This window comes from Sphingomonas sp. BL-S-30 (assembly GCF_055521475.1).
Genome location: NZ_CM145481.1, coordinates 4,538,912 through 4,558,166, shown reverse-complemented (window position 1 = coordinate 4,558,166; position 19,255 = coordinate 4,538,912). Strand labels below are relative to the sequence as shown.

General features: G+C 68.0%; 20 protein-coding genes and 1 tRNA gene. 12 read left to right on the top strand and 9 right to left on the bottom strand.

Annotated elements, in window-relative coordinates:
* Position 1: 1 nt before the first annotated feature.
* Positions 2–685, bottom strand: a complete 684-nt coding sequence (locus tag ACZ1I5_RS21360; RefSeq protein ID WP_465171239.1) for an OmpW/AlkL family protein — start codon at positions 683–685, stop codon at positions 2–4.
* Between the two features lie 124 nt (positions 686–809).
* On the opposite strand from ACZ1I5_RS21360, the gene hemN reads away from it, so the two are divergent.
* Together hemN and ACZ1I5_RS21350 are read left to right on the top strand one after the other, a co-directional pair.
* The gene (hemN, locus tag ACZ1I5_RS21355; protein WP_465171238.1) at positions 810–2,132 is read left to right on the top strand and encodes an oxygen-independent coproporphyrinogen III oxidase; all 1,323 of its coding nucleotides are present in this window, start codon (positions 810–812) and stop codon (positions 2,130–2,132) included.
* A gap of 265 nt (positions 2,133–2,397) precedes the next feature.
* Positions 2,398–3,102: a Crp/Fnr family transcriptional regulator gene (locus ACZ1I5_RS21350; RefSeq protein WP_465171237.1), complete on the top strand. Its 705-nt coding sequence runs from the start codon at positions 2,398–2,400 to the stop codon at positions 3,100–3,102.
* A 3-nt stretch (positions 3,103–3,105) separates the two neighbouring features.
* Here the strand turns inward: ACZ1I5_RS21350 and ACZ1I5_RS21345 are convergent, their stop codons facing one another.
* Positions 3,106–3,612: a hypothetical protein gene (locus ACZ1I5_RS21345; RefSeq protein ID WP_465171236.1), complete on the bottom strand. Its 507-nt coding sequence runs from the start codon at positions 3,610–3,612 to the stop codon at positions 3,106–3,108.
* Positions 3,613–3,751: 139 nt separating this feature from the next.
* Here ACZ1I5_RS21345 and ACZ1I5_RS21340 point away from each other — a divergent pair, with 139 nt between their 5' ends.
* The 4 genes from ACZ1I5_RS21340 (at position 3,752) to ACZ1I5_RS21325 (ending at position 7,040) form a co-directional block, all read left to right on the top strand.
* Positions 3,752–4,561: a universal stress protein gene (locus ACZ1I5_RS21340; RefSeq protein ID WP_465171235.1), complete on the top strand. Its 810-nt coding sequence runs from the start codon at positions 3,752–3,754 to the stop codon at positions 4,559–4,561.
* An 87-nt stretch (positions 4,562–4,648) separates the two neighbouring features.
* Entirely contained in the window at positions 4,649–5,026 is a 378-nt protein-coding gene (locus ACZ1I5_RS21335) for a response regulator (protein ID WP_465171234.1), read from the top strand.
* 58 nt (positions 5,027–5,084) lie between these two features.
* Positions 5,085–5,894 (top strand): universal stress protein, encoded by an 810-nt coding sequence (locus ACZ1I5_RS21330; RefSeq protein WP_465171233.1) that lies wholly within the window; start codon positions 5,085–5,087, stop codon positions 5,892–5,894.
* A 3-nt stretch (positions 5,895–5,897) separates the two neighbouring features.
* Positions 5,898–7,040 carry a L,D-transpeptidase family protein gene (locus ACZ1I5_RS21325; protein ID WP_465171232.1) on the top strand — a complete coding sequence of 381 codons (1,143 nt, stop codon included), beginning with the start codon at positions 5,898–5,900 and terminating at the stop codon, positions 7,038–7,040.
* Between the two features lie 112 nt (positions 7,041–7,152).
* On the opposite strand, the gene ACZ1I5_RS21320 is transcribed toward ACZ1I5_RS21325, so the two are convergent.
* Together ACZ1I5_RS21320 and ACZ1I5_RS21315 are read right to left on the bottom strand one after the other, a co-directional pair.
* Positions 7,153–7,731: an NAD(P)H-dependent oxidoreductase gene (locus ACZ1I5_RS21320; RefSeq protein WP_465171231.1), complete on the bottom strand. Its 579-nt coding sequence runs from the start codon at positions 7,729–7,731 to the stop codon at positions 7,153–7,155.
* Positions 7,732–7,759: 28 nt separating this feature from the next.
* The gene (locus ACZ1I5_RS21315) at positions 7,760–10,417 is read right to left on the bottom strand and encodes a bifunctional acetate--CoA ligase family protein/GNAT family N-acetyltransferase (protein ID WP_465171230.1); all 2,658 of its coding nucleotides are present in this window, start codon (positions 10,415–10,417) and stop codon (positions 7,760–7,762) included.
* A gap of 149 nt (positions 10,418–10,566) precedes the next feature.
* Between ACZ1I5_RS21315 and ACZ1I5_RS21310 the strand changes: the two genes are divergently transcribed.
* The 3 genes from ACZ1I5_RS21310 to ACZ1I5_RS21300 are packed head-to-tail and all read left to right on the top strand — an operon-like array spanning position 10,567 to position 12,662.
* A complete protein-coding gene (locus ACZ1I5_RS21310) occupies positions 10,567–10,710 on the top strand; it encodes a hypothetical protein (RefSeq protein ID WP_465171229.1) in 144 nt (47 codons plus the stop codon).
* Positions 10,710–11,381: an NAD(P)H-dependent oxidoreductase gene (locus ACZ1I5_RS21305; protein ID WP_465171228.1), complete on the top strand. Its 672-nt coding sequence runs from the start codon at positions 10,710–10,712 to the stop codon at positions 11,379–11,381. Before ACZ1I5_RS21310 ends, ACZ1I5_RS21305 begins: the two co-directional genes overlap by 1 nt.
* A 15-nt stretch (positions 11,382–11,396) precedes the next feature.
* A complete protein-coding gene (locus tag ACZ1I5_RS21300) occupies positions 11,397–12,662 on the top strand; it encodes an MgtC/SapB family protein (protein ID WP_465171227.1) in 1,266 nt (421 codons plus the stop codon).
* Between the two features lie 4 nt (positions 12,663–12,666).
* Here the strand turns inward: ACZ1I5_RS21300 and ACZ1I5_RS21295 are convergent, their stop codons facing one another.
* Both ACZ1I5_RS21295 and ACZ1I5_RS21290 read right to left on the bottom strand, forming a co-directional pair.
* The gene (locus ACZ1I5_RS21295) at positions 12,667–13,278 is read right to left on the bottom strand and encodes a hypothetical protein (protein ID WP_465171226.1); all 612 of its coding nucleotides are present in this window, start codon (positions 13,276–13,278) and stop codon (positions 12,667–12,669) included.
* Complete coding sequence (locus ACZ1I5_RS21290) at positions 13,275–14,321, bottom strand: zinc-dependent alcohol dehydrogenase family protein (protein WP_465171225.1); 1,047 nt, start codon at positions 14,319–14,321, stop codon at positions 13,275–13,277. Before ACZ1I5_RS21290 ends, ACZ1I5_RS21295 begins: the two co-directional genes overlap by 4 nt.
* Positions 14,322–14,508: 187 nt before the next feature.
* On the opposite strand from ACZ1I5_RS21290, the gene ACZ1I5_RS21285 reads away from it, so the two are divergent.
* Positions 14,509–15,273 (top strand): sterol desaturase family protein, encoded by a 765-nt coding sequence (locus ACZ1I5_RS21285; RefSeq protein WP_465171224.1) that lies wholly within the window; start codon positions 14,509–14,511, stop codon positions 15,271–15,273.
* A gap of 11 nt (positions 15,274–15,284) precedes the next feature.
* Here the strand turns inward: ACZ1I5_RS21285 and ACZ1I5_RS21280 are convergent, their stop codons facing one another.
* Positions 15,285–15,941, bottom strand: coding sequence for an NAD(P)H-dependent oxidoreductase (locus tag ACZ1I5_RS21280; protein ID WP_465171223.1), 657 nt, complete (start codon positions 15,939–15,941; stop codon positions 15,285–15,287).
* A 172-nt stretch (positions 15,942–16,113) separates the two neighbouring features.
* Positions 16,114–16,188: transfer RNA gene (locus ACZ1I5_RS21275), tRNA-Gly, on the bottom strand.
* A gap of 174 nt (positions 16,189–16,362) precedes the next feature.
* Between ACZ1I5_RS21275 and ACZ1I5_RS21270 the strand changes: the two genes are divergently transcribed.
* The gene (locus ACZ1I5_RS21270; RefSeq protein WP_465174020.1) at positions 16,363–17,259 is read left to right on the top strand and encodes a tetratricopeptide repeat protein; all 897 of its coding nucleotides are present in this window, start codon (positions 16,363–16,365) and stop codon (positions 17,257–17,259) included.
* Complete coding sequence (locus ACZ1I5_RS21265) at positions 17,256–17,894, top strand: LON peptidase substrate-binding domain-containing protein (RefSeq protein ID WP_465171222.1); 639 nt, start codon at positions 17,256–17,258, stop codon at positions 17,892–17,894. Before ACZ1I5_RS21270 ends, ACZ1I5_RS21265 begins: the two co-directional genes overlap by 4 nt.
* Before the next feature lie 23 nt (positions 17,895–17,917).
* Here the strand turns inward: ACZ1I5_RS21265 and ACZ1I5_RS21260 are convergent, their stop codons facing one another.
* Positions 17,918–19,135 carry a UbiH/UbiF/VisC/COQ6 family ubiquinone biosynthesis hydroxylase gene (locus ACZ1I5_RS21260; protein ID WP_465171221.1) on the bottom strand — a complete coding sequence of 406 codons (1,218 nt, stop codon included), beginning with the start codon at positions 19,133–19,135 and terminating at the stop codon, positions 17,918–17,920.
* Positions 19,136–19,255: the final 120 nt, after the last annotated feature.

Genomic DNA, 19,255 nt, shown 5'->3' with positions numbered 1-19,255 from the left:
ATCAAAGGCGAATGCCGAAGCCCACACCGACCACGACCGGGTCGAGATGCACCTTCACCGTCTGGGTGCCGATTGCCGTCGTCCGCAGCGTCGCCTTGGTGTCCATGTCGATATATTTGACGTCGAGATTCAGGAAGACCCGCTTGGTCAGGTCGACATCGAGGCCGGCCTGCGCGGCCCAGCCGACGCTGTCCGACATGTGCACGCTGGTCGGGCCTACCGCGCTCTTCAGGCCGGTCGAGGCCTTTTCACTGTAGAACACCGTGTAGTTGATGCCGCCGCCGACATAGGGACGGATCTTGCCTTGCGGGTTCAGGTGATATTGCACCGTCAGCGTCGGCGGCAGCACCCAGGTCGAGGCGAGATCGCCAATGCCGCCGGTCGTCCCGGTCTTGCCCGACGCCGTGTGCTTGGTGGTCGCGGCGATCAGCTCGAACCCGATATTGTCCGTGGCCATATAGGTCAGGTCGACCTCCGGCATCACCGCGGTATCGACCGAAACCTTCTCGCCGGGGAAGGTCGGCGCGATGCCGCCCGATCCGCCCGTCGGCGCGACCAGGATGCCGCGAACGCGCAGCAGCACGTCGCCGGCCTCGATTCCCTGCCGTTCCTGCGCGCTGGCCGGCGCGGCCCATGCCATTGCGGCGACCAGCGTGACCGCGGCGATCGATATCATCTGTTTCATGTACAGCCTCCTTTGCGCTGGCCCGCTCCTAGGCGGCCGCGGCGCCGGGGCATTTGAGCGCAGGCAAGAAGTGGTTTGACCGGGGTCAAGGCATGGACCCCATGGGTGCCGCATCCGGGACGGCATGTGGCGTCATATCCCAGACCTGCTCGCGACCCCGGTCCCCCGCTATACGAGCTTCCCGACCGCGGCCGAATTCACCGACGGCGTCGACGCATCCGACATGGAAGGCGCGCTGGCCGCGGTCGGGCAGGACGCGCCCGTCTCGCTCTATCTGCACATCCCCTATTGCCGGGAGATCTGCTGGTATTGCGGTTGCAACACCGGCGCCGCCAACCGCAGCGCGCGGCTCGACGCCTATCTTCAGCGCCTCGGCGAGGAGATCGAGCTGGTCGCGGCGCATCTCGCGGGTCGGGGCAGGATTGCCCGCATCGCCTGGGGCGGCGGCAGCCCCAACGCGCTGGCGCCGGGTGCGTTCGACCGGCTGAACGACCGGCTGCTGGACGCATTCAACGACGTCGGCGCCGTCGCCTCGATCGAGGTCGATCCACGCGGCTTCGACCGGGCATGGGCCGCCAGCATCGCGCGCAACCATATCGGCCGGGTCAGCCTGGGCGTGCAGACCTTCGCGCCGCATATCCAGGCCGCGATCGGGCGGGTCCAGCCCGAGGCCGACATCGCCAGGACGGTGCGGCTGCTGCGCGAGGCCGGGGTCGAATCGATCAATTTCGATCTGATGTACGGCCTGCCGGGCCAGTCGACCGCTGACCTGGTCGACACGCTCGACCGCGCGATCGCCATGGGGCCGGACCGGCTGGCCGTGTTCGGCTATGCCCATGTCCCGCATCTGCTGCCCCGCCAGCGACGCATCGAGGCGAGTGCCCTGCCCTCGCCGCGCGAGCGCTTCGCCCAGGCGGGCATCGCCCATGAGGTGCTGACCGCCGCCGGTTATCAGCCGATCGGATTCGACCATTTCGCCCGGCCAGGCGACGCCATCGCGGTCGCGGCGCGCGCGGGAAAACTCCGGCGCAATTTCCAGGGCTTTACCGAGGACGCGTCGGACACGCTGATCGGTCTCGGCGCCTCGGCGATCAGCGCCTTTCCCGACCGGCTGCTGCAGAACGAGAAGAACACCGGGCGTTATCATCTGAAGATCGGCAGCGGGCGGTTCGCCACCGCGCGCGGCGTGCGGCGGTCGGCGCTGGATGCACGCACCGGCGCGGCGATCGAGCAGATCCTGTGCAACGGACGCGCCGATCTGTCCGGCCTGCCCCTCACCGCATCGACCGAGGCGGCGCTGGACCGTTTTCGCGCGCTCGGCCTTGTCGCCCGCGACAGCCATCGGCTGACCCTCGCGCCCGATGCCCTTCCTTATGCCCGCAGCATCGCCGCGACGCTCGACCCCTATCGCACGTCCAACCAGGTGAGGTTCAGCAATGCCGTCTAGCCTGTCCGCCCAGCTTTCCCTGGCGGCGGTCGCGGGACTCGCTTTGTCGGGAACGCCGCTCTGCGCGGCTGATCGTCCTGTCGTCCTGGTCGCGATCTGCGGCCAGCATGCCAGCATGCCCCTGCCGATCGGGCCGCGGTCGCCGGCGCGGGACCGCGATTGTCCCGTCGCCTGCCACGCCGCCTGCCCCCGCAAACAGGCCGGCGAGGTCGACTCCGGATAGTTACGTACAGCCGCGCCGCGCGGCCGCTGGCAATGGACGGACATGAACCCCGTCGTCGACCGCTGCCGATCCTGCCTGGTGCGCGAGCACGCCATCTGCGGGGGCCTCGCCGATCCCGAACTCCAGGCACTCAGCGCGATCGGCCGCCGCCGCACGATCGCGGCGGGCCAGGTGCTGAGTTGGGCGGGCGACGCCAATCTTGCCTGCGCCAATCTGGTGTCCGGCATCCTCAAGGTGACCAGCTCCACCGCGGACGGCCGCGAACAGATCGTCGGCCTGCTCTTCTCGGGCGATTTCATCGGCCAGCTCTTCCTGCAGGAAGCGACCCTCACGGTCACCGCGCTGACTGAATCCGACCTGTGCCTCTATCCGCGCGAGCGTTTCGAGGACGTACTGCGCGGCTCGCACGCGCTCGAACATGCCCTGCTGCGCCGGACCATGACGTCGCTCAACGATGCGCGCGAACGGATGCTCACCCTCGGCAAACGCGGCGCGCCGGAACGCATCGCCGGTTTCCTGCTCGATCTCGCGCACCGCGCCGCCAAGGATGGCGGCGGGGCGCTGGCCGCGTTGCAGATCCCGATCAGCCGCGGCGACATGGCGGATTATCTGGGGCTGACGATCGAGACGGTCAGCCGCCAGCTCACCCGGTTGAAGACGATGGGCGCCATCGCGCTGGCCAAGGGCGGCCGGAGCATCGACGTGACCGACATGGCGACGCTTCGGGCGATCGCCGACGCCGGCTGAGCTTCAGCTGGCACCCTGCTCCCGCTCGATACCGGCGCCGACCAGCAGCATCAGCGCCTCCTCCAGCGCGACCGCCCGGCGGCAGCCGTCGAAGAAGCAGCGCAGCATATAGCCGAGCTCCTCCGGGCGGGCCGCGCTGCCCCGTGCGGTCCCGTCCCACAAGGCCGCGACGACATCCTCGCCATGGACCGCGTCCAGCGCATGCATCCTCGTCAGCGAGTCGAACATCTGGCGCAGCACCGGATCGGTCCGGGCGGTCATGACATCGGCGAAGATCGTCTCGGCACGCCGGAAATACCGCGTCGTCACGAACTCGATATGGCTGCAGATGCGCCTGACGCGCCGCGGTGGCGGCAGGGCGGGCAGCATGTCGGCGAGGCGCTCCAGCTCGACGCAGAGCGCCAGCTGCGCATCGTGATCGTCGCGCAGCTGCCGGCCGAGCAGGTCGATCAGTTCCGCGTCCGCCGTCGCCCCGGGCGCCGCGTCGCGCAATGTCTGCGATTCAATCATGACACCGCGCTGTCGCCCGTCCGGCGGGAGCGCGCTTTGACGCGGGTCAAGCGGCGCGACCGATGCTCATCCGTAAACTTCCCAATGTTCCCGATCCGCTGCCAGCGCGACAAGGGCGCATCGATCAGGAGGCAATGCCATGAAGAACATCCTCGTCCTTATCCATGACGACAGCGGACAGAAGGCGCGTGTCCAGGCCGCGCTCGACGTGGCCCGCGGCGTCGGCGGGCATCTGCGCTGCGTCGATGTCGCGATCGTACCGGAGCTGGTAACCGACTATGCCTCGATGGGCGGCAGCGCGTTGCTGCGCGCCGACGAGGAAGTGAAGGAAGCGGCCAACCGTACTCGCCTGCGCGAGCGGCTGGAGAATGACGATGTGCCGTTCGACTGGATCGACGTCACCGGCGACCTGACCGAGTCGATCCTCGATGCCGCCGCGCTGACCGACCTGGTCGTGATCAATCGCGAACTCGAGACGAGCCTGTTCCCGAACGCGATCGAGCTGGCCGGTCGCTTGCTGGTCGAGGCCAGGCTTCCGGTGCTGGCCGTCCCGGAGACGGCAACCGGCCTCGATATTCGCGGCCACGCGCTGGTCGCCTGGGACGGCTCTCCCTCCGCCGAGGCGGCACTGCGGGCGGCCGTGCCGCTGCTCGGGCAAGCCGCCGCCGTCACGATCCTCTATGTCGACGATGGCTCCCTGAAGATCCCGGCCGAAGAGGCTGCGACCTATCTGTCTCGCCACGGTATCAAGGCGACGATCCAGCGCGAAAAGATCCTGATGGACCGCCCCGGCGCGGTGATCCTGTCGGCGCTGCAATGGTCCAAGGCGGACTATGTCGTGATGGGCGCTTTCGGCCGGGCGCGCGCGATCGAGGAACTGTTCGGCGGCGCGACGCAGCGGATGCTCACGGAAAGCCCGGTCCCGCTGTTCCTCGCTCATGGCCGCTGACCGCCGGACGATCTTACGCACATCTGCGTAGAGACCGCCGCGGGTGGCGGCTTCACAAGGGCAGCGACCTCATTTTCAAGGTGATCCATGCCTCGACCAGATTTTCCGACCGCTCCCCGCGAACAGGCCGTTCTCATCGAGGATGACGAAGGCGTGCGCCGGTCGTTGCAGCTGGTGCTCCACGCCCGCGGCTATGAGGTCCGCTCCTTCGCCTCGGCGCTGCCGTTCCTGGCCAATCTGCGCGCGGAGGAGATCGATCTGCTCGTGACCGACTATCGCTTGCCCGATGGCGACGGCCTCGGCGTGCTGCGGGCGCTGCGCCGCAATGGCTGGCACGGACGGTCGATCCTGGTGACGGCCTTTTCGTCGCCGACGCTGACCGCGAGCGCCAAGGCCTGCGGGTTCGACGCAGTGCTGGAAAAGCCGCTGCGGCCTAATGAACTGGCAGGCGCGATCACTGGCTGACCCGCTTGCCGTAACGCCGCCGACCGCATCCGCGCCGGCGCAGAGAGGGATGGACATGATGAAGAACATTCTCCTGCTGGTCCACGACGATGCGGGCCAGGAAGCGCGGCTTCAGGCCGCCCTGGATATCGGACGCGCCGTGAGCGGCCATGTCACCTGTCTGGACGTCGCCATCCTGCCCGCGATGCTCGGTACGGAATATGCGTGCGATGCGGCGTTCGGCGCCGAGATGTTGCTGGCCGAAGAGCGTGACCATGAAGCGGCGAACCGGACGAGGCTGGAGCAGCGTCTCGCCAAGGAAGACGTCACGTGGAACTGGCTGGACGCGACCGGTGAGATCGCGGCCTGCCTGAAGGACGCTTCGACCCTGGCCGACCTCATCGTGGTCAACCGCGAGCTCGACGAATTTCCCCTCCCCGACATGCGCACCGCCGCCGGCGCGCTGGTCGTCGGCGCGGGCAAGCCGATCCTCGCCGTGCCGGAGTCGGCCAAACGCCTGGATCTCGACAATGCCCTGGTCGCCTGGGACGGATCGTCTGCGGCCGCTGCCGCGCTCCGCGCCGCGGTGCCGCTCCTGAAGCTCGCCAGCCGGGTCGAGATCGTGGAGATCGACGACACTTCAGTCCACGCCCCGGCCGAGGACGCCGCCGCCTATCTCTCGCGTCACGATGTCCATGCGATGATCCGGCGATGGCCACGCGGCACGGGGACGACCGCGGACGCCTTGCTCGAGCGGGTCGCGACCGGCGCCTTCGATTATATCGTCATGGGCGGGTTCGGGCATCGCCGGTGGCTCGAGGCGCTGTTCGGCGGCGTGACCCGGGCGATGCTGACCAGGAGCCCGGTGCCCTTGTTCATGGCGCATTGACGCGTGCCCTTTGTCCGGAAGCTGGCCGCCCTGCTGTTGCTCGGGGCCGCGTCCATCGCCGCGCCCGCGGCCGCCGAGACAACTCGCTGGTCGACTACCGATGTGACGGCATTGATCGGGGAGGCGCAACGGAGCCAGGCCGAGGGAATCGGGGCCGGGCGCTACGACATTGCGGGCTTCGAGGCCCAGGCCGGGGCGGGCGCACCCGATCTCGACGCGCAGGCCGACCGCCTCGCGCTGTCGCTGGCGCATGACTATGCCGAGGGGTCGGCGACAGCCGCGGCGCGTGCCGGATGGGGCATCCCCCGCGATCGGATCGATTATGCCGCATGGCTCGCCGGAGCGCTGGCCCGGCATGACATCGCCTCGGCTCTCCACGCGCTGCTGCCGCGGGATGCAGCCTATGCGGGTCTGCGCGAGGCCCTTGGGCATTGCGATTCGCCCGCGCATTGCCTGACGATCCGGGTGAACATGGAGCGCTGGCGCTGGCTGCCGCGCGACCTGGGGACCAACCATATCCTGGTCAACCCGCCCGCCTTTCGGCTGGATCTCATCGAGCATGACGCCGTCATCTCAAGCCACCGCGTGATCGTGGGCAAGCCGGCGAGCCCGACACCGGTCTTCGCCGCCCAGGTGACCGGCGTCACCGCGAACCCCTGGTGGAACGTCCCGCAAAGCATCGTGGCCGAAAGTGTCGGCGCGCTGGTGCGCACCCAGCCCGCCGAAGCGGCCAGGAGAGGATATGTCGCGGCGCGCGGCGCCGGTGGGGGGCTGCAGGTCCGGCAGCGGCCCGGGCCGCGCAACGCGCTCGGCCTGGTGAAGCTGGAGATGCCGAACCCGCACAGCGTGTTCATCCACGACACACCGTCACGCGAGCTGTTCGAGCAGGACCGGCGTGCCCTGTCGCATGGCTGCGTGCGCACGGCGCGTCCCGACATCCTCGCCAAGATCCTGTTGTCGCCGGAAGGCGCCGCCGAGTTCGACGGCCTGATGGCGAGCGGCGTCAACCGCACCTTGAAGCTGACGACGCCAGTGCCGGTCTATATCGTGTATTTCACCGCGGAGCCGGATGCCGCCACGGAGGGTGGCGTTCGCTTCCTCGACGATCTCTATCGCCGCGACGGCCGCGTGGCCGCCGGGCTCTAGTTCAGTAGGACGGCACCAGCCCGTTCCCCCACCCGGCCTCCCATCCAGGATATTCTGTGGGAGGCCGGTTGGGGAGCGGGCTGGTGCCGATTCAGCGAAGCTGCAAACGACTCTAGGAACCCGTCTGGCCCAGTTCGAACAGATCGTCGAGCGCCTTTTCCCGATCCTCCGGGCTTCCCTCCACGCCGCCGACCAGGGTCTGGCGCACCGGCTTGATCCCGACCAGCTTCAGGATGTTGCGCTCGAAGCTCTTCACGCTGTGGGCGCCGAAATAGAAGCGATAGAAGATCGCCGGCATCCCCATCGTCACCACCAGCCGCGCCGATTTGCCACGCAACAGGCCACTGTTCAGCCCCGCCCCCTTCGGGTCGATCGCGAAGCCCGGACGCAATGCCTGCTCCAGAAAGGCCTTGAGCAGCGCGGGCATGTCGCCCAGCCAGAGCGGATAGAAGATCGCATAATGATCGGCCCAGGCGAGCGTCTCCTGCGCCGCCGCGATGGCTGGCGGCGGCGCATCCTTTTCCCAGGCGGCCCGCGACCGGAGGAGCGGGAAGTCGAGTGTGGCGAGCTCGATCAGCTTCACCTCATGCCCGCCATCGACGGCGCCCGCGCTGTAGCTGTCGGCGAGCGCATGGACGAAGCGGGCGCGATCGGGATCGGGATGGCCATCGATCACGGCAATATGCGTCATGGGATATCTTTCGAACAAAGAGGGTGGATCAGGCCGATTCGACCTTCCGGCGGACGGTGACTTCGGTCGAGCCGCTTTCGCCCGGAACGGCCTTGAAACCCGCCTCGCGTTCCAGCTTCAGGGCGGCATGATTGTCGCTGCTCTCGACCGATTCGACCGAGTCGATGCCTTCGGCGCGGGCATAGTCGAGCACGTGCTGGAGCAACGTCCAGCTGACGCCGCGCCCCTTGAAATCGGCGCGGACCGAGATCGCCAGTTCCGCGCGGACTCCGTCTGGGTCGCAGGCCAGCATCGCGGTGGCGATCAGCAGGCCGTCCCCGGCAAAGGCGAGGAAATTCATCGTCCGGCGATAATCGATCTGAGTCATCGCGGCGAGCCGGTCCCGGCCGACTTCCTGCAGGCCGGTGAGGAAGCGGAAGCGGAGATCCTCGGGCGTGACGTGGCGGAAGAACGCGGCGAGCGCTTCCTCGTCATCGGGCTTGACCGGGCGAACCTGCATCACCACGCCGTCGCGCGTGGTGAGTTCCCGCGCCCATTCCATCGGCACCGGGCGGATCACGGCGCGCGACGCGCGGGGCGCATCGGATATCCGGGCCCGCGCATCGACACCGATCACCCCCCGTTCGTCGGCGACGAGCGGGTTGATGTCGAGATCGACGATATCCGGAAAATCCAGGACGAGCGCCGACAGCGCATTGAGCACCGACACGATCGCGGTCCGGTTGGCCGCGGGCACGTCGCGATAGCCGTCGAGCAGCCGGGCGATCCGGGTCGAGGCGATCATCTCCCCGGCCAGCACATCGTCGAGCGGCGGCAGGCCGAGCGCCCGGTCGCGAACGAGTTCCACTGCCTTGCCGCCGGCACCGAAAGCGATGACCGGCCCGAATATGGCATCCTCGGCAATGCCGACCAGCAGTTCGCGGCCGTGCATAGGGGCGATCATCGGCTCGATCTCGAAACCGGTGATCGAGGCCTCGGGATGGTCCTGCCCGACACGGCGGATCATCGCCTTCGCGGCTGTAACCACCTCGCCAGCGCTCGCCAGATTGAGCACCACGCCGCCGATATCGGATTTGTGCGGATACTGCGGCGAGATGAGCTTCAGGACATAGGGCGGTTCGATGCGCGCGCAGACGGTCGGGATCGCCTCGACGGTGCGCGCCAGCCGCGCCTCTACCACCGGGATGCCGTACGCGGCGAGCATCGAGCGGACTTCGCATCCGCTGAGGATCGTGCGCCCTTCCGCCCGCGCCCCCGTCAGGATCGCCCGCACCCGGGCGCGATCCGCCTCGGCCACGGTGACGCGCGCCGGCGCGCGCATCAGCGCGTCCCGACCCCTGCCTGCCTGCAGCAGATAGCCGAAGCCGCGCACGGCATCGTCGAGATTGTCGAACAGCGGAATGCCCGCTGCGTCGAACTGCCCTCGCGCTGCCTCCGCATTGTGCGTGCCGAGCCAGCAGGCGATCACGGCCTTGGTCGCGGGAACATGACCCGCAATCGCGTCGATCACCGCACCCGCGATGTCGGCGCCGGTCGCCGCGGCCGTCGGGCAGTGCATGACCAGTACCGCGTCGACGCCCGGATCGGCCAGTGCCGCGCGCGTCGCCGCGGCAAAACGTTCGGGTCGCGCGTCGCCGACCACGTCGATCGGATTGGCGCGGGACCAGCTCGCCGGAAGCTGCGGATCGAGCGCGGCGATCGTGTCCGGCGACAAGGTCGCGAGCGTGCCGCCGGTCGCGGGCAGGGCGTCGGCCGCAAGCACGCCCGCGCCGCCGCCATTGGTGACGATGGCGAGCCGTTCGCCGCTGCGCGGCCGATGCCGGCTGAGCATCTGCGCCGCGTCGAACAGCTCCGACAGGCTGTCGACCAGGATGATTCCGGCGCGGCGGAAAGCAGCGGCGTGAACGTCATAGGCACCGGTCAGCGCGCCGGTATGCGAGGTCGCCGCCTTGCCGGCCGCCTCGGTCCGCCCGGCCTTGATCGCGATCACCGGCTTGATCCGCGAGGCGGCGCGGGCGGCCGACATGAACTTGGCCGGATTGGTGACGCCTTCGATATAGAGCAGGATCGCGTCGGTCTTCGGATCGGCCGCGAACAGATCGATCAGATCGCCGAGGTCGACATCGGCCATGTCGCCGACGGAGACGACGCCCGAAAAGCCGATATTCCTGGCCCCCGCCCAGTCGAGCATCGCGGTGACCAACGCGCCGCTCTGCGACACGAAGGCGAGCCGGCCCGGCAGCGCGACCCGGGGCGCGAACGACGCATTGAGCTTCGCATGGGGAAGCAGCGCGCCGAGGCAGTTCGGCCCGACGATCCGCAACAGATGCGGTTTGGCGGCATCCAGGATCGCCTGGCGCGTCGCCGGATCGTGCAGGCCGGCCGACACGATCACCGCCACCCTGGTGCCGAGCGCGCCGAGTTCCGCGACGATCGTCGCGACCGTCTCCGCCGGGGTGACGATGACGGCCAGGTCGGGCACGCCGGGCAGGTCGGCAACCGACGCCACCCACCACACGCCCTCCATCTCGACCGGCTTCGGGTTCACCGCGAACACCGTGCCGGCGAAACCGCCATCGACGATGTTGGTGAGCACCATTTCGCCCATCGAGCCCGGTCGCTGCGATCCGCCGATCACGGCGACGCTGCGCGGATGGAGAAGGCCGTCGAGATTGCGGACAGTCATGGGATCGCTCCTGTGCGGGACGGCGCGACGTGCGTTCCCGGCACCGTTGTTTTCCCACAGCAAGCCCCGGCCGAGACATCCGTATAGTTCCGCATATGGCCGTCGGGTCCGGCCGCTAGAGTCCGTGCATCCCATCCGGAGGACTCGATATGGCAACGGCCCTGCATGCCCTTTCCGACCGCGCGGCGACCTTCGCCGCCCGCCAGCCGCGCCTTGCCGTCGGCGGCTCCATTCTCTGCTGCATCGTCCTGGCGGAACTCGCGGCGGCCTTTGCGATCAACGGGGTCCTGTGATGTCCGTCGATCCGCACGACATCCGCCACCTGGTGATCCTCGGTCACCCCGCGCCGTGGAGCTTCAACGGCTCGGTCGCCGCCGATTATTGCGACGCGGTGCGCGGCTGCGACCAGACCGCGGTGCTCCGGAACCTTTATGAAATCGGGTTCGATCCGCTGCTCAAGAACGAGGAACGCCCCGATATGCCGGGTTTTGCGCCGGCGCCGGACGTTCAGGAGGAGATCGACCTGATCCGCGACAGCGCGGTGATCGTGCTCGTCTACCCGATTTGGTTCGGCATGCCCCCGGCAATCATCAAGGGGTATGTCGACCGCGTGATGGGCGCCGGGCTCGCCGCGCGCGACATCAAGACAGGCACCGGTCTCCGGCCGCTTGAGGGCAAGCGGCTGGTGATCCTCAGCTCCTCCGCCTCGACCATGCCGTGGCTGGAGGAGCATGGCCAATGGGCGTCGATGCGCCAGGCCTTCGACACCTATCTCACCACGATCTTTTCGATGGCGGGCAGCGCGCATGTCCATTTCGACGCGATCGTCGATGGCCGTGACGAACGGTTCGTGCGAGAAGATCTCGAGCGTGTCCGCGAACAGGCCCGATCGACCTGCGCCATGGTGCTGAGCGAACGGCACAAGATACAGACCCGGGCAATCGTACAGGGCAAGGGTGCTTGAGCGAGCATGACGTAGATGGATGATCTCGATCCGGTCACGCTTGATCCGGTCATGGCGGCGTCGCTGGGCTATGCCCTCGCCATCGGGCTGCTGATCGGCCTGGAACGGGGCTGGACGAGCCGGCGCGAGCGGGCGGGAACGCGGGTCGCGGGATTCCGCACCTTCGGGTTGCTCGGGCTGGCCGGTGGCGTCGCCGGCCTTTTGCCGGCGTTGGGCGCGATCGCGTTGCTGGGCAGCGCGAGCCTGATCATCCTGGTCGGCTATCTGCGCCAGAGCCGCGAGCCGGACGACCTGAGCGCGACCAGCGCGATCGCCGGCGTGGTCGTGCTAGCGCTCGGCATGCTGGCCACCTCCGGACAGCCGGCGATCGCGTTGGGCGCGGCGGCCGCGGCGACCTTGTTGCTGTCGATGCGTGGCCAGCTGCACGGCATCGTGCGCGGCCTGAGCGCGGCGGAGCTTCGCGCGGCGGCCCGGTTCGCGATCCTGGCGCTCGTCCTGCTGCCGCTGATGCCCGATCGCGCCATCGGCCCCTATGCGGCGCTGAACCCGCACAAGCTGATGCTGGTGATCATCTTCGTCACCGGCCTGTCCTTCGCCGGCTATATCCTGGCCCGCCGGGCAAGGGCATCGCGCAGCATGGTGCTGGTGGCGGCCTGCGGCGCGCTGGTCTCCTCCACCGCGGTAACGCTGGCGTTCGCGCGCAGGCTGGCGACCAGCCCGGCCGCGGCCGCCGCACTGTCGGCAGGGATCGCGCTGGCCTCGGCGATCAGCGTCGCACGAGTCTGCGTGCTCGTCGCCATCCTCGCGCCACGTGCGATCGGGCCGCTGGCGATCATCCTGGGGCCGGCGGTGGCCCTGCTGGCGGGCACGACCTGGTGGCGGCTTCGCCACGAAACGACGCAGCAGGAACAGGCCGTCGCACTGGGCAATCCGCTCGAACTCGGCGCGGCGCTCGTCCTGACAATGGTCGTCGCCATCTCCTCCATCGCCAGCCATTGGGCGTTGATCGCGTTCGGCGATGCGGGCGTCGCGGGGGTGCTGGCGGTGATCGGACTGGCCGATGTCGATGCGGCGGTGATCGCCTTCGGCGCCATGCCGCCCGACGCGATCGCGCCGCGCATGGCCGGCGTGGTGCTGGCGATGCCGGTGCTGCTCAACATGGTGCTGAAGACGGGGCTTGTGCTCGGCGTGTCGCGATCCCGCGCGCATCTCGTGGCAGCAGCGCCGCTGGGTGCTGCGACAGCGGCGATCGCGCTCGGAATCGGCGTTGCGCTATGGTGACTCGTCAGCTGTCCCCGCGATCGAGGTCGCGGGCAAGCAGCGCCATCGCCAGCGGAAAGACGACCAGCCAGATCGCCCCGACAAGGATCAGTTCCGGCCAGACGAGCTGGAAGAACAGCGCCGGCGCCAGCGCGCCATTGGCGAGCAGCATCCAGCGCAGCCATCCGCGCCCATAGGTCGTCGCGAGGAGCAGCAACGACAGGCACATATGAGTGTAGCCGAGCAGGTCGACCGTCGTGATCGGGGCGCGGAAGGTGCAGCAGGTAAAGTCGCTGAACGGTCCGATCTGCCCGGCCGCTTCGCGCGGCAGGACCGAACCGAGCTGGATGGCATAGGCGCTGCTGACCTGAGTCGCATAGACCACCGCCAGCGCCAGCGCCCCGAGCCGCCTGGCGCGATGCTCCGGCGCCGCCTGCGCGCTCGACGCCGCCATGGCGAGCACGAACAGCGGCGCCAGCGCGAGCGACGGCGCGAAGACGAGATAGCGGTCGAGCGGTGTCGGCAGCCATCCGGCCACCTGCAGGACCTGCGGCACGCCATAGGCGATGCTTGCCGCGCAGGCACCGATCGCCGCCCAATAGCCGAAGCGGCGGTCGGCCGGTGCGACCGCGCTCATGGCGCACTCGCGTCGATGATCACCTTGAGCGCGCTGGTTTCGGCGGCGCGGCCGAACACGTCATAGGCCTGGAGCACATCGTCCAGACTGAAGCGATGCGTGATCAGCCTGGTCGGGTCGAGCTTCTTCGACGTAACGGTCTTGAGCAGCATCGCGGTCGTCGCGGTATCCACCAGCCGCGTGGTAATCGAGATGTTCTGCGACCAGAGCGTCTCGAGATGCAGGTCGACCTTGGCACCATGCACGCCGATATTCGCGATCACGCCGCCCGGCGCGACGAGTTCTTCGCACAGCTCGAACGTGGCCGGGATACCCACCGCCTCGATTGCCGCATCGACGCCGCGGCCGCCGGTAATCGCCTTGACCGCCTCGACCGCGCCGCCATCGGCGCTGTTGATCGCATGGGTCGCCCCGAAACGACGCGCCACCTCGAGCCGGTTGTCGTCGAGATCGATCATGATGATTTCGGCCGGCGAGTAGAATTGCGCGGTGAGCAGCGTGGCGAGGCCGATCGGCCCGGCCCCGACGATCGCGACGCTCGAGCCGGGGGACACCTTGCCGTTGAGCACGCCACATTCGAAACCGGTCGGCAGGATGTCGCTGAGCATCACCAATGCTTCCTCGTCCGCGCCGGCGGGGATCGGATAGAGGCTGGTGTCGGCATGGGGGATTCGCACGAACTCGGCCTGGGTGCCGTCGATCATGTTGCCGAGGATCCAGCCGCCGGTGACGCAGTGCGAATACATGCCACGCCGGCAATAGTCGCAGCGTCCGCAAGAGGTGATGCAGGAGATCAGCACATGGTCGCCGGGCTTGAACGCCGTCACCCCCGCGCCGATCGCCTCGATGACCCCGACACCCTCATGGCCGAGGATACGGCCTGGCGCGCAGCTCGGCACGTCCCCCTTCAGGATGTGGAGGTCGGTGCCGCAGATCGTGGTCTTCGTGACGCGGACGATCGCGTCGCCGGCGTCGATGATGACGGGCCTGGGCCGTTCCTCCAATGCCTTGCGGCCGGGGCCCTGATAAACGAGCGCTTGCATGATGCGAGTCCTGCGACTGTTGGCGATGCGCGATCGATGCGACGTCCGCCGGCCCGGGCCTATTGGTAGAAATACGAAGCTGCCGCCGGCACGCGCGTTTGATCGCCGTCAACCCGGCGCGGTCGGCACGATGATAACCGCTGACGCGATCCGCTCGCCAGCGAGCTCAACCGGACCAGCCATTCCCATGCATCTTCGCCATCCCGCCCCACGTCGCGCCTTCTGGACGCAATCGCACCATCTCGACCGGATGACCCTTGGCGAGCTGGTGGCCGCCTATTTCGGGCATTACACGATCCTCAGCTATCTCGTGCTGACCATGGCCTCGATCGGCATCTGGCTGTGGCGCCCGGCGGCGGCGCTGCCGACGCTCGCGGCGATCCTGCTGGTGGTGCTGGCATATCCCCTGGTGTGGTACGCGCTGCACCGCTGGGTGCTGCACTGCCACTGGATGTTCAAGGTGCCGGCGCTCGCCGGGCTGTGGAAGCGCATCCATTACGACCATCACCAGGATCCCAACCATCTCGAGGTGTTGTTCGGCGCGCTCTACACGACACTGCCGACATTGCTGATCGTCTCGGCCCTGCCCGGCTGGCTGATCGGCGGGGTCGGCGGCGCCGCGGCAGGGTTCGCGACCGGCCTGCTCGCCACCTGCTTCTACGAATTCTTCCACTGCATCCAGCACCTCGCCTACAAGCCGCGCGTCCGGTGGCTGGCAGTGATGAAGCAACGCCATATGGAACATCATTTCCACGACGAGCATGGCAATTTCGGCATCACCAACTTCCTGTGGGATCGCCTGTTCGGCACGCTCTACAGCCGCAGCGAGCGGCCGGCGAAAAGCCCGACGGTGTTCAACCTCGGCTATACCGAGGAGGTCGCCGCGCGCTATCCATGGGTCGCCCGCCTGTCCGGCGGCGTAGCGACAGGGCATCCCCGCCGACGGGGCTGAGCGCGCATCCTTCAGGACGGCAAAGCCGAGGTCGCGGCACGCTCCTGCTCGAGATCCTGCACGATTGCGCGGGCCTGGGTTCGCACGTCTTCGAGATGTTGCCGGACCCAACGCGGATCCATGCCGGCAACGATCGACCCATAGTGAAAATGCCGTGACGGACCCATGGCGAACGCGTTCTGGAGATAATGATCGAAACAGGTGATCAGCGATTGCAGCTGCCCTTGCTCGTCGAGCCAGATGTCCTTCAGGCCCGACGAGGTGAAGCTCAGCATGCGTTTGCCCGCAAGCACGCCCTTGGCGGAGCGGCCCTGTACGTCGCCGGGGAGCACCCCGGTTCCGAGCACGCGCTCGATATATCCCTTCATCATCGCAGGCGGGGTGCCGAACCAGAGTGGATAGACCAGCACGAACACGGCCGCGGTGCTGAGGAGGGCCAGTTCGTCCTCGACATCAGCGAACTGCCGGAAGCCGGCTCCGGGGCGCTCCGCCGACTTCAACACCGGATGAAACCCCATGGCGTACAGGTCACGGACCAGCACCTCATGGCCGTGCCGGTTGACCTCGGTGCTATAGGCATGAGCGACCGACGCGTTGAAGCTTTCCTGTTCCGGGTGGCAGAGAATCACGACATGGCGAATCGCGGAGGACTGGGACTCATCGGTCATGCTGGATCTCCTTTCCCGGCCTTCTAGCGAGGCTGACGCCCAACCGCCCTCCGGAGATGTACGGAGCCCGGCGCGGTAGATGGGACGAATCGCGAAACCCGCGCGCCCGACATATGGAAAAGGCCGCTTGCGCGGCCAATCCAGGAAATTCGCTGATTCCCATTGGGAAAACTGGAGCGGGCGAAGGGATTCGAACCCTCGACCCCAACCTTGGCAAGGTTGTGCTCTACCCCTGAGCTACGCCCGCTCTGGCGCCTGACCGGTCGGTGGACCGGGCGGGTAAGGGGGCGGCCTCTAGCATCGGCTTTTCGGTCCGGCAACCCCCAGTCGTACAACCGACGAAAAGGGTTGGCTTGAGCGCCCGCGCACCCACATAAGGCGCGACATAGAAGCACGGGAGCGACACTTGGCCAGTTTGGGAATGACCGCCGCGGAGCGCGAGGCAGTCGAAGGGTTCCGGCGCGACGTCGTCGAGCCGTCGATGACGAAGCTCGTCATCATCGATTTCTGGGCCGAATGGTGCGGGCCGTGCAAGGCGCTGACCCCGGTCCTTGAAAAGGTCGCGGCCGACTATGCCGACAAGGGCGTGGTGCTGGCCAAGGTCGATACCGACAAGAACCAGTTCATCTCCGCCCAATTCCAGATCAAGTCGATCCCGACCGTCTATGCGATGTTCCAGGGCCAGCTGGTCGCCGACCTGACCAGCGCCCGTACCGAATCGCAGCTGAAGACGATGCTCGACCAGATCCTCCGCCAGCTGCCGGTGGAGAGCGAAGCGGCCAGCGCCGAGGCCGAGATCGAGCCGCTGATCGCAATGGGCGAGCAATTGCTGGCGGATGGCGACACTGATCGGGCGCTGTCCGTGTTCGAACAGATCGGCGAGATGGTGCCGGAGCACCCCGCCATATTGTCGGGCCGGGTGCGCGCGCTGGTCGCGGCGAATCGGATCGACGAGGCCGAGGCGGCGATCGCGGCGCTGCCCGAGGAGCTCGCCAAGCTGCCCGAGATCGAGCGCGCGAAATCGGCGTTGGCGCTGGCGAAGGATGCCAAGCCGGTCGACGACCTCGCGGGCCTGGCGGCCGAAGTCGCGGCCAACCCCGATGATCTCGACAAGAGATTCGAGCTGGCCGGCGGCCAGATGGCGGCGGGCGACCGAGATGCGGCAGCCGATTCGCTGCTCGGCATCATCGCCGTGGACAGGGACTGGAACGAGGGCGCGGCGCGCCAGCAGCTGCTGAAGCTGTTCGAGGTGGTCGGACTCGAAGACCCGTGGGTTTCGGCGCAGCGGCGGCGGTTGTCGGCGATCCTGTTCGGATGACCGAAGCGCCGACCACCACTCGGCTCTCGATCTTTCCGCTGGGTGGCGCGCTGCTGTTTCCCGGCATGCACCTGCCGCTCCACATCTTCGAGCCGCGCTACCGTGCGATGATATCCGATTCGATGGCGCGCGACCGGCGGATCGGCATGATCCAGCCGCGCCCCGGCCCGCTGGCGCCCGGCGAGGCGCCGGCGCTGTTCGAGATCGGCTGTGTCGGGAAGATCGCCGAGTTCGAGGCTAGCGAGGACGGACGCTATAATCTGGTGCTGGAAGGCGTCGCGCTGTTCCGCATCATCCGCGAGCTCGACGTGACGACCGCGTTCCGCCAGGTCGAGGCGCTGTTGCTGCCGTTGTCGGCCGAGGCCGAGATCTTGTCGCTGTCGCGGCGATCCTCGCTCGAGATCGAATCGCGCCGCTTCGCCGATGCGCAGGGCTATGCGGTGGACTGGGAGGCGGTGACCCGGCTCGACGACGAGGCATTGGTCAACGGCATCGCCCAGATCGCGCCGTTCGACGTGGCGGCGAAACAGGCGCTGCTCGAAGCGCCGGGGATCGAGGACCGGGCCGAGCTGATCATCCAGCTGATGCAGTTCTTCGGCCGCCACGACGGCGAGGATTCGGTGACGCTGCAATAGGGTTGGGCAGTGAGAGTTTCGGCCTAAACCGTCAGCCCTTGCAACAGCTTCGGCACGTCGCCCGATTCGCCCCGCGCCTCGGCCATGAAGCGGTCCTTGAGCGGTGGCAGCTTCTGCACCGCCGACAGGCCGAACCGTCGCACGGCGGAGGCCGTGCGACCGGGAATGCCGAACAGGCGCGTCAGGCCGTCGGTGGCGGCGGCGACCATGAAGGTGTCGAGGCTGCGCCAGCGTTCGTAGCGGGCTAGAAGCTGCGGATCGCCGAGATCGAGGCCGAGGCGTTTACCGTCGACCAGCACCTCCACCAGCGTCGCCACGTCGCGGAAGCCGACATTGACGCCCTGACCGGCGATCGGGTGGATGCCGTGCGCGGCATCGCCGACCAGAGCGAGCCGGTCGGCGGTGATCGTCGCGGCGTGATGGAAGCCGAGCGGATAGCTCGAGCGCGCGCCGAGCGGGCCGAGCTTGCCGAGGAAGCCACCCATCCGCTTCTCCGCCTCGGCGAGGAAACCGCGATCGGAGAGTTTGAGCATGCCCGCCGCTTCGTCTCGGCGCACCGACCAGACGATCGCCGAGCGATGGCCCTGGGCGTCGTCGTTCAGCGGCAGGATCGCGAACGGGCCCTTCGGGTAGAAGATTTCATAGGCGATATTGTCGTGGCTATGCTCGTGGTGAAGCGAGGTCACCAGCGCGGCATGATCATAGGTCCAGCGCGCGACCTTCAGCCCGGCCGATTCGCGCGTCGGCGAGTTGCGGCCTTCGGCGGCGATCAGCAACGGGGCGGTGACGACCGCCCCCGAATCGAGCGTGACGGTAACGCCGTGCGCGCCGCGATCGACCGCGACGGCGCGCGTCTTCATCCGCACGTCGACGCCGGGTGCCGCTTCGGCCGATTCGAGCAACGCGCCGCGCAGCCGCCGATTCTCGAACATGTGACCGAGCGCGCCGCTTTCCGCATCGGGCTCGAAATCGAGCGCGCCGGGTTCGAGCCCGTCGCTGACCCGGATGCCCTGGATCGGGCAGCCATGGCCGCCCAGCCGGCCCACCACGCCGATCGTCTCCAACATGCGATAGGGCGCGCTGGCGATCGCCGAGGCGCGGCCGTCGAAGTCGGCGGCGAGGATCACCTGCGGATCGGCAATGTCGATGACGATGGCAGTGAGGCCGTGCGCGTCGAGCGCCACGGCGAGTGCGCTGCCGACCAGGCCACCGCCCAGAATGATGACGTCCGCTCTATCCATGCCCTCGCTCTAGCGTGCGTCGGGCACGGTGCCAATGCGCCCGCCCAATGGCTTAACCTTGACGTCGGACTCGCCAGGAGCGATGATTCCGCGCGTACAGACAGCGAACAATCGAGGACC

Bases quoted from the DNA above. Each gene is read 5' to 3' on its own strand.
- ACZ1I5_RS21360 (WP_465171239.1), bottom strand. From the start codon at position 685: ATGAAACAGATGATATCGATCGCCGCGGTCACGCTGGTCGCCGCAATG.
- hemN (WP_465171238.1), top strand. From the start codon at position 810: ATGTGGCGTCATATCCCAGACCTGCTCGCGACCCCGGTCCCCCGCTAT.
- ACZ1I5_RS21350 (WP_465171237.1), top strand. From the start codon at position 2,398: ATGAACCCCGTCGTCGACCGCTGCCGATCCTGCCTGGTGCGCGAGCAC.
- ACZ1I5_RS21345 (WP_465171236.1), bottom strand. From the start codon at position 3,612: ATGATTGAATCGCAGACATTGCGCGACGCGGCGCCCGGGGCGACGGCG.
- ACZ1I5_RS21340 (WP_465171235.1), top strand. From the start codon at position 3,752: ATGAAGAACATCCTCGTCCTTATCCATGACGACAGCGGACAGAAGGCG.
- ACZ1I5_RS21335 (WP_465171234.1), top strand. From the start codon at position 4,649: ATGCCTCGACCAGATTTTCCGACCGCTCCCCGCGAACAGGCCGTTCTC.
- ACZ1I5_RS21330 (WP_465171233.1), top strand. From the start codon at position 5,085: ATGAAGAACATTCTCCTGCTGGTCCACGACGATGCGGGCCAGGAAGCG.
- ACZ1I5_RS21320 (WP_465171231.1), bottom strand. From the start codon at position 7,731: ATGACGCATATTGCCGTGATCGATGGCCATCCCGATCCCGATCGCGCC.
- ACZ1I5_RS21315 (WP_465171230.1), bottom strand. From the start codon at position 10,417: ATGACTGTCCGCAATCTCGACGGCCTTCTCCATCCGCGCAGCGTCGCC.
- ACZ1I5_RS21310 (WP_465171229.1), top strand. From the start codon at position 10,567: ATGGCAACGGCCCTGCATGCCCTTTCCGACCGCGCGGCGACCTTCGCC.
- ACZ1I5_RS21305 (WP_465171228.1), top strand. From the start codon at position 10,710: ATGTCCGTCGATCCGCACGACATCCGCCACCTGGTGATCCTCGGTCAC.
- ACZ1I5_RS21300 (WP_465171227.1), top strand. From the start codon at position 11,397: ATGGATGATCTCGATCCGGTCACGCTTGATCCGGTCATGGCGGCGTCG.
- ACZ1I5_RS21295 (WP_465171226.1), bottom strand. From the start codon at position 13,278: ATGAGCGCGGTCGCACCGGCCGACCGCCGCTTCGGCTATTGGGCGGCG.
- ACZ1I5_RS21290 (WP_465171225.1), bottom strand. From the start codon at position 14,321: ATGCAAGCGCTCGTTTATCAGGGCCCCGGCCGCAAGGCATTGGAGGAA.
- ACZ1I5_RS21285 (WP_465171224.1), top strand. From the start codon at position 14,509: ATGCATCTTCGCCATCCCGCCCCACGTCGCGCCTTCTGGACGCAATCG.
- ACZ1I5_RS21280 (WP_465171223.1), bottom strand. From the start codon at position 15,941: ATGACCGATGAGTCCCAGTCCTCCGCGATTCGCCATGTCGTGATTCTC.
- ACZ1I5_RS21270 (WP_465174020.1), top strand. From the start codon at position 16,363: ATGACCGCCGCGGAGCGCGAGGCAGTCGAAGGGTTCCGGCGCGACGTC.
- ACZ1I5_RS21265 (WP_465171222.1), top strand. From the start codon at position 17,256: ATGACCGAAGCGCCGACCACCACTCGGCTCTCGATCTTTCCGCTGGGT.
- ACZ1I5_RS21260 (WP_465171221.1), bottom strand. From the start codon at position 19,135: ATGGATAGAGCGGACGTCATCATTCTGGGCGGTGGCCTGGTCGGCAGC.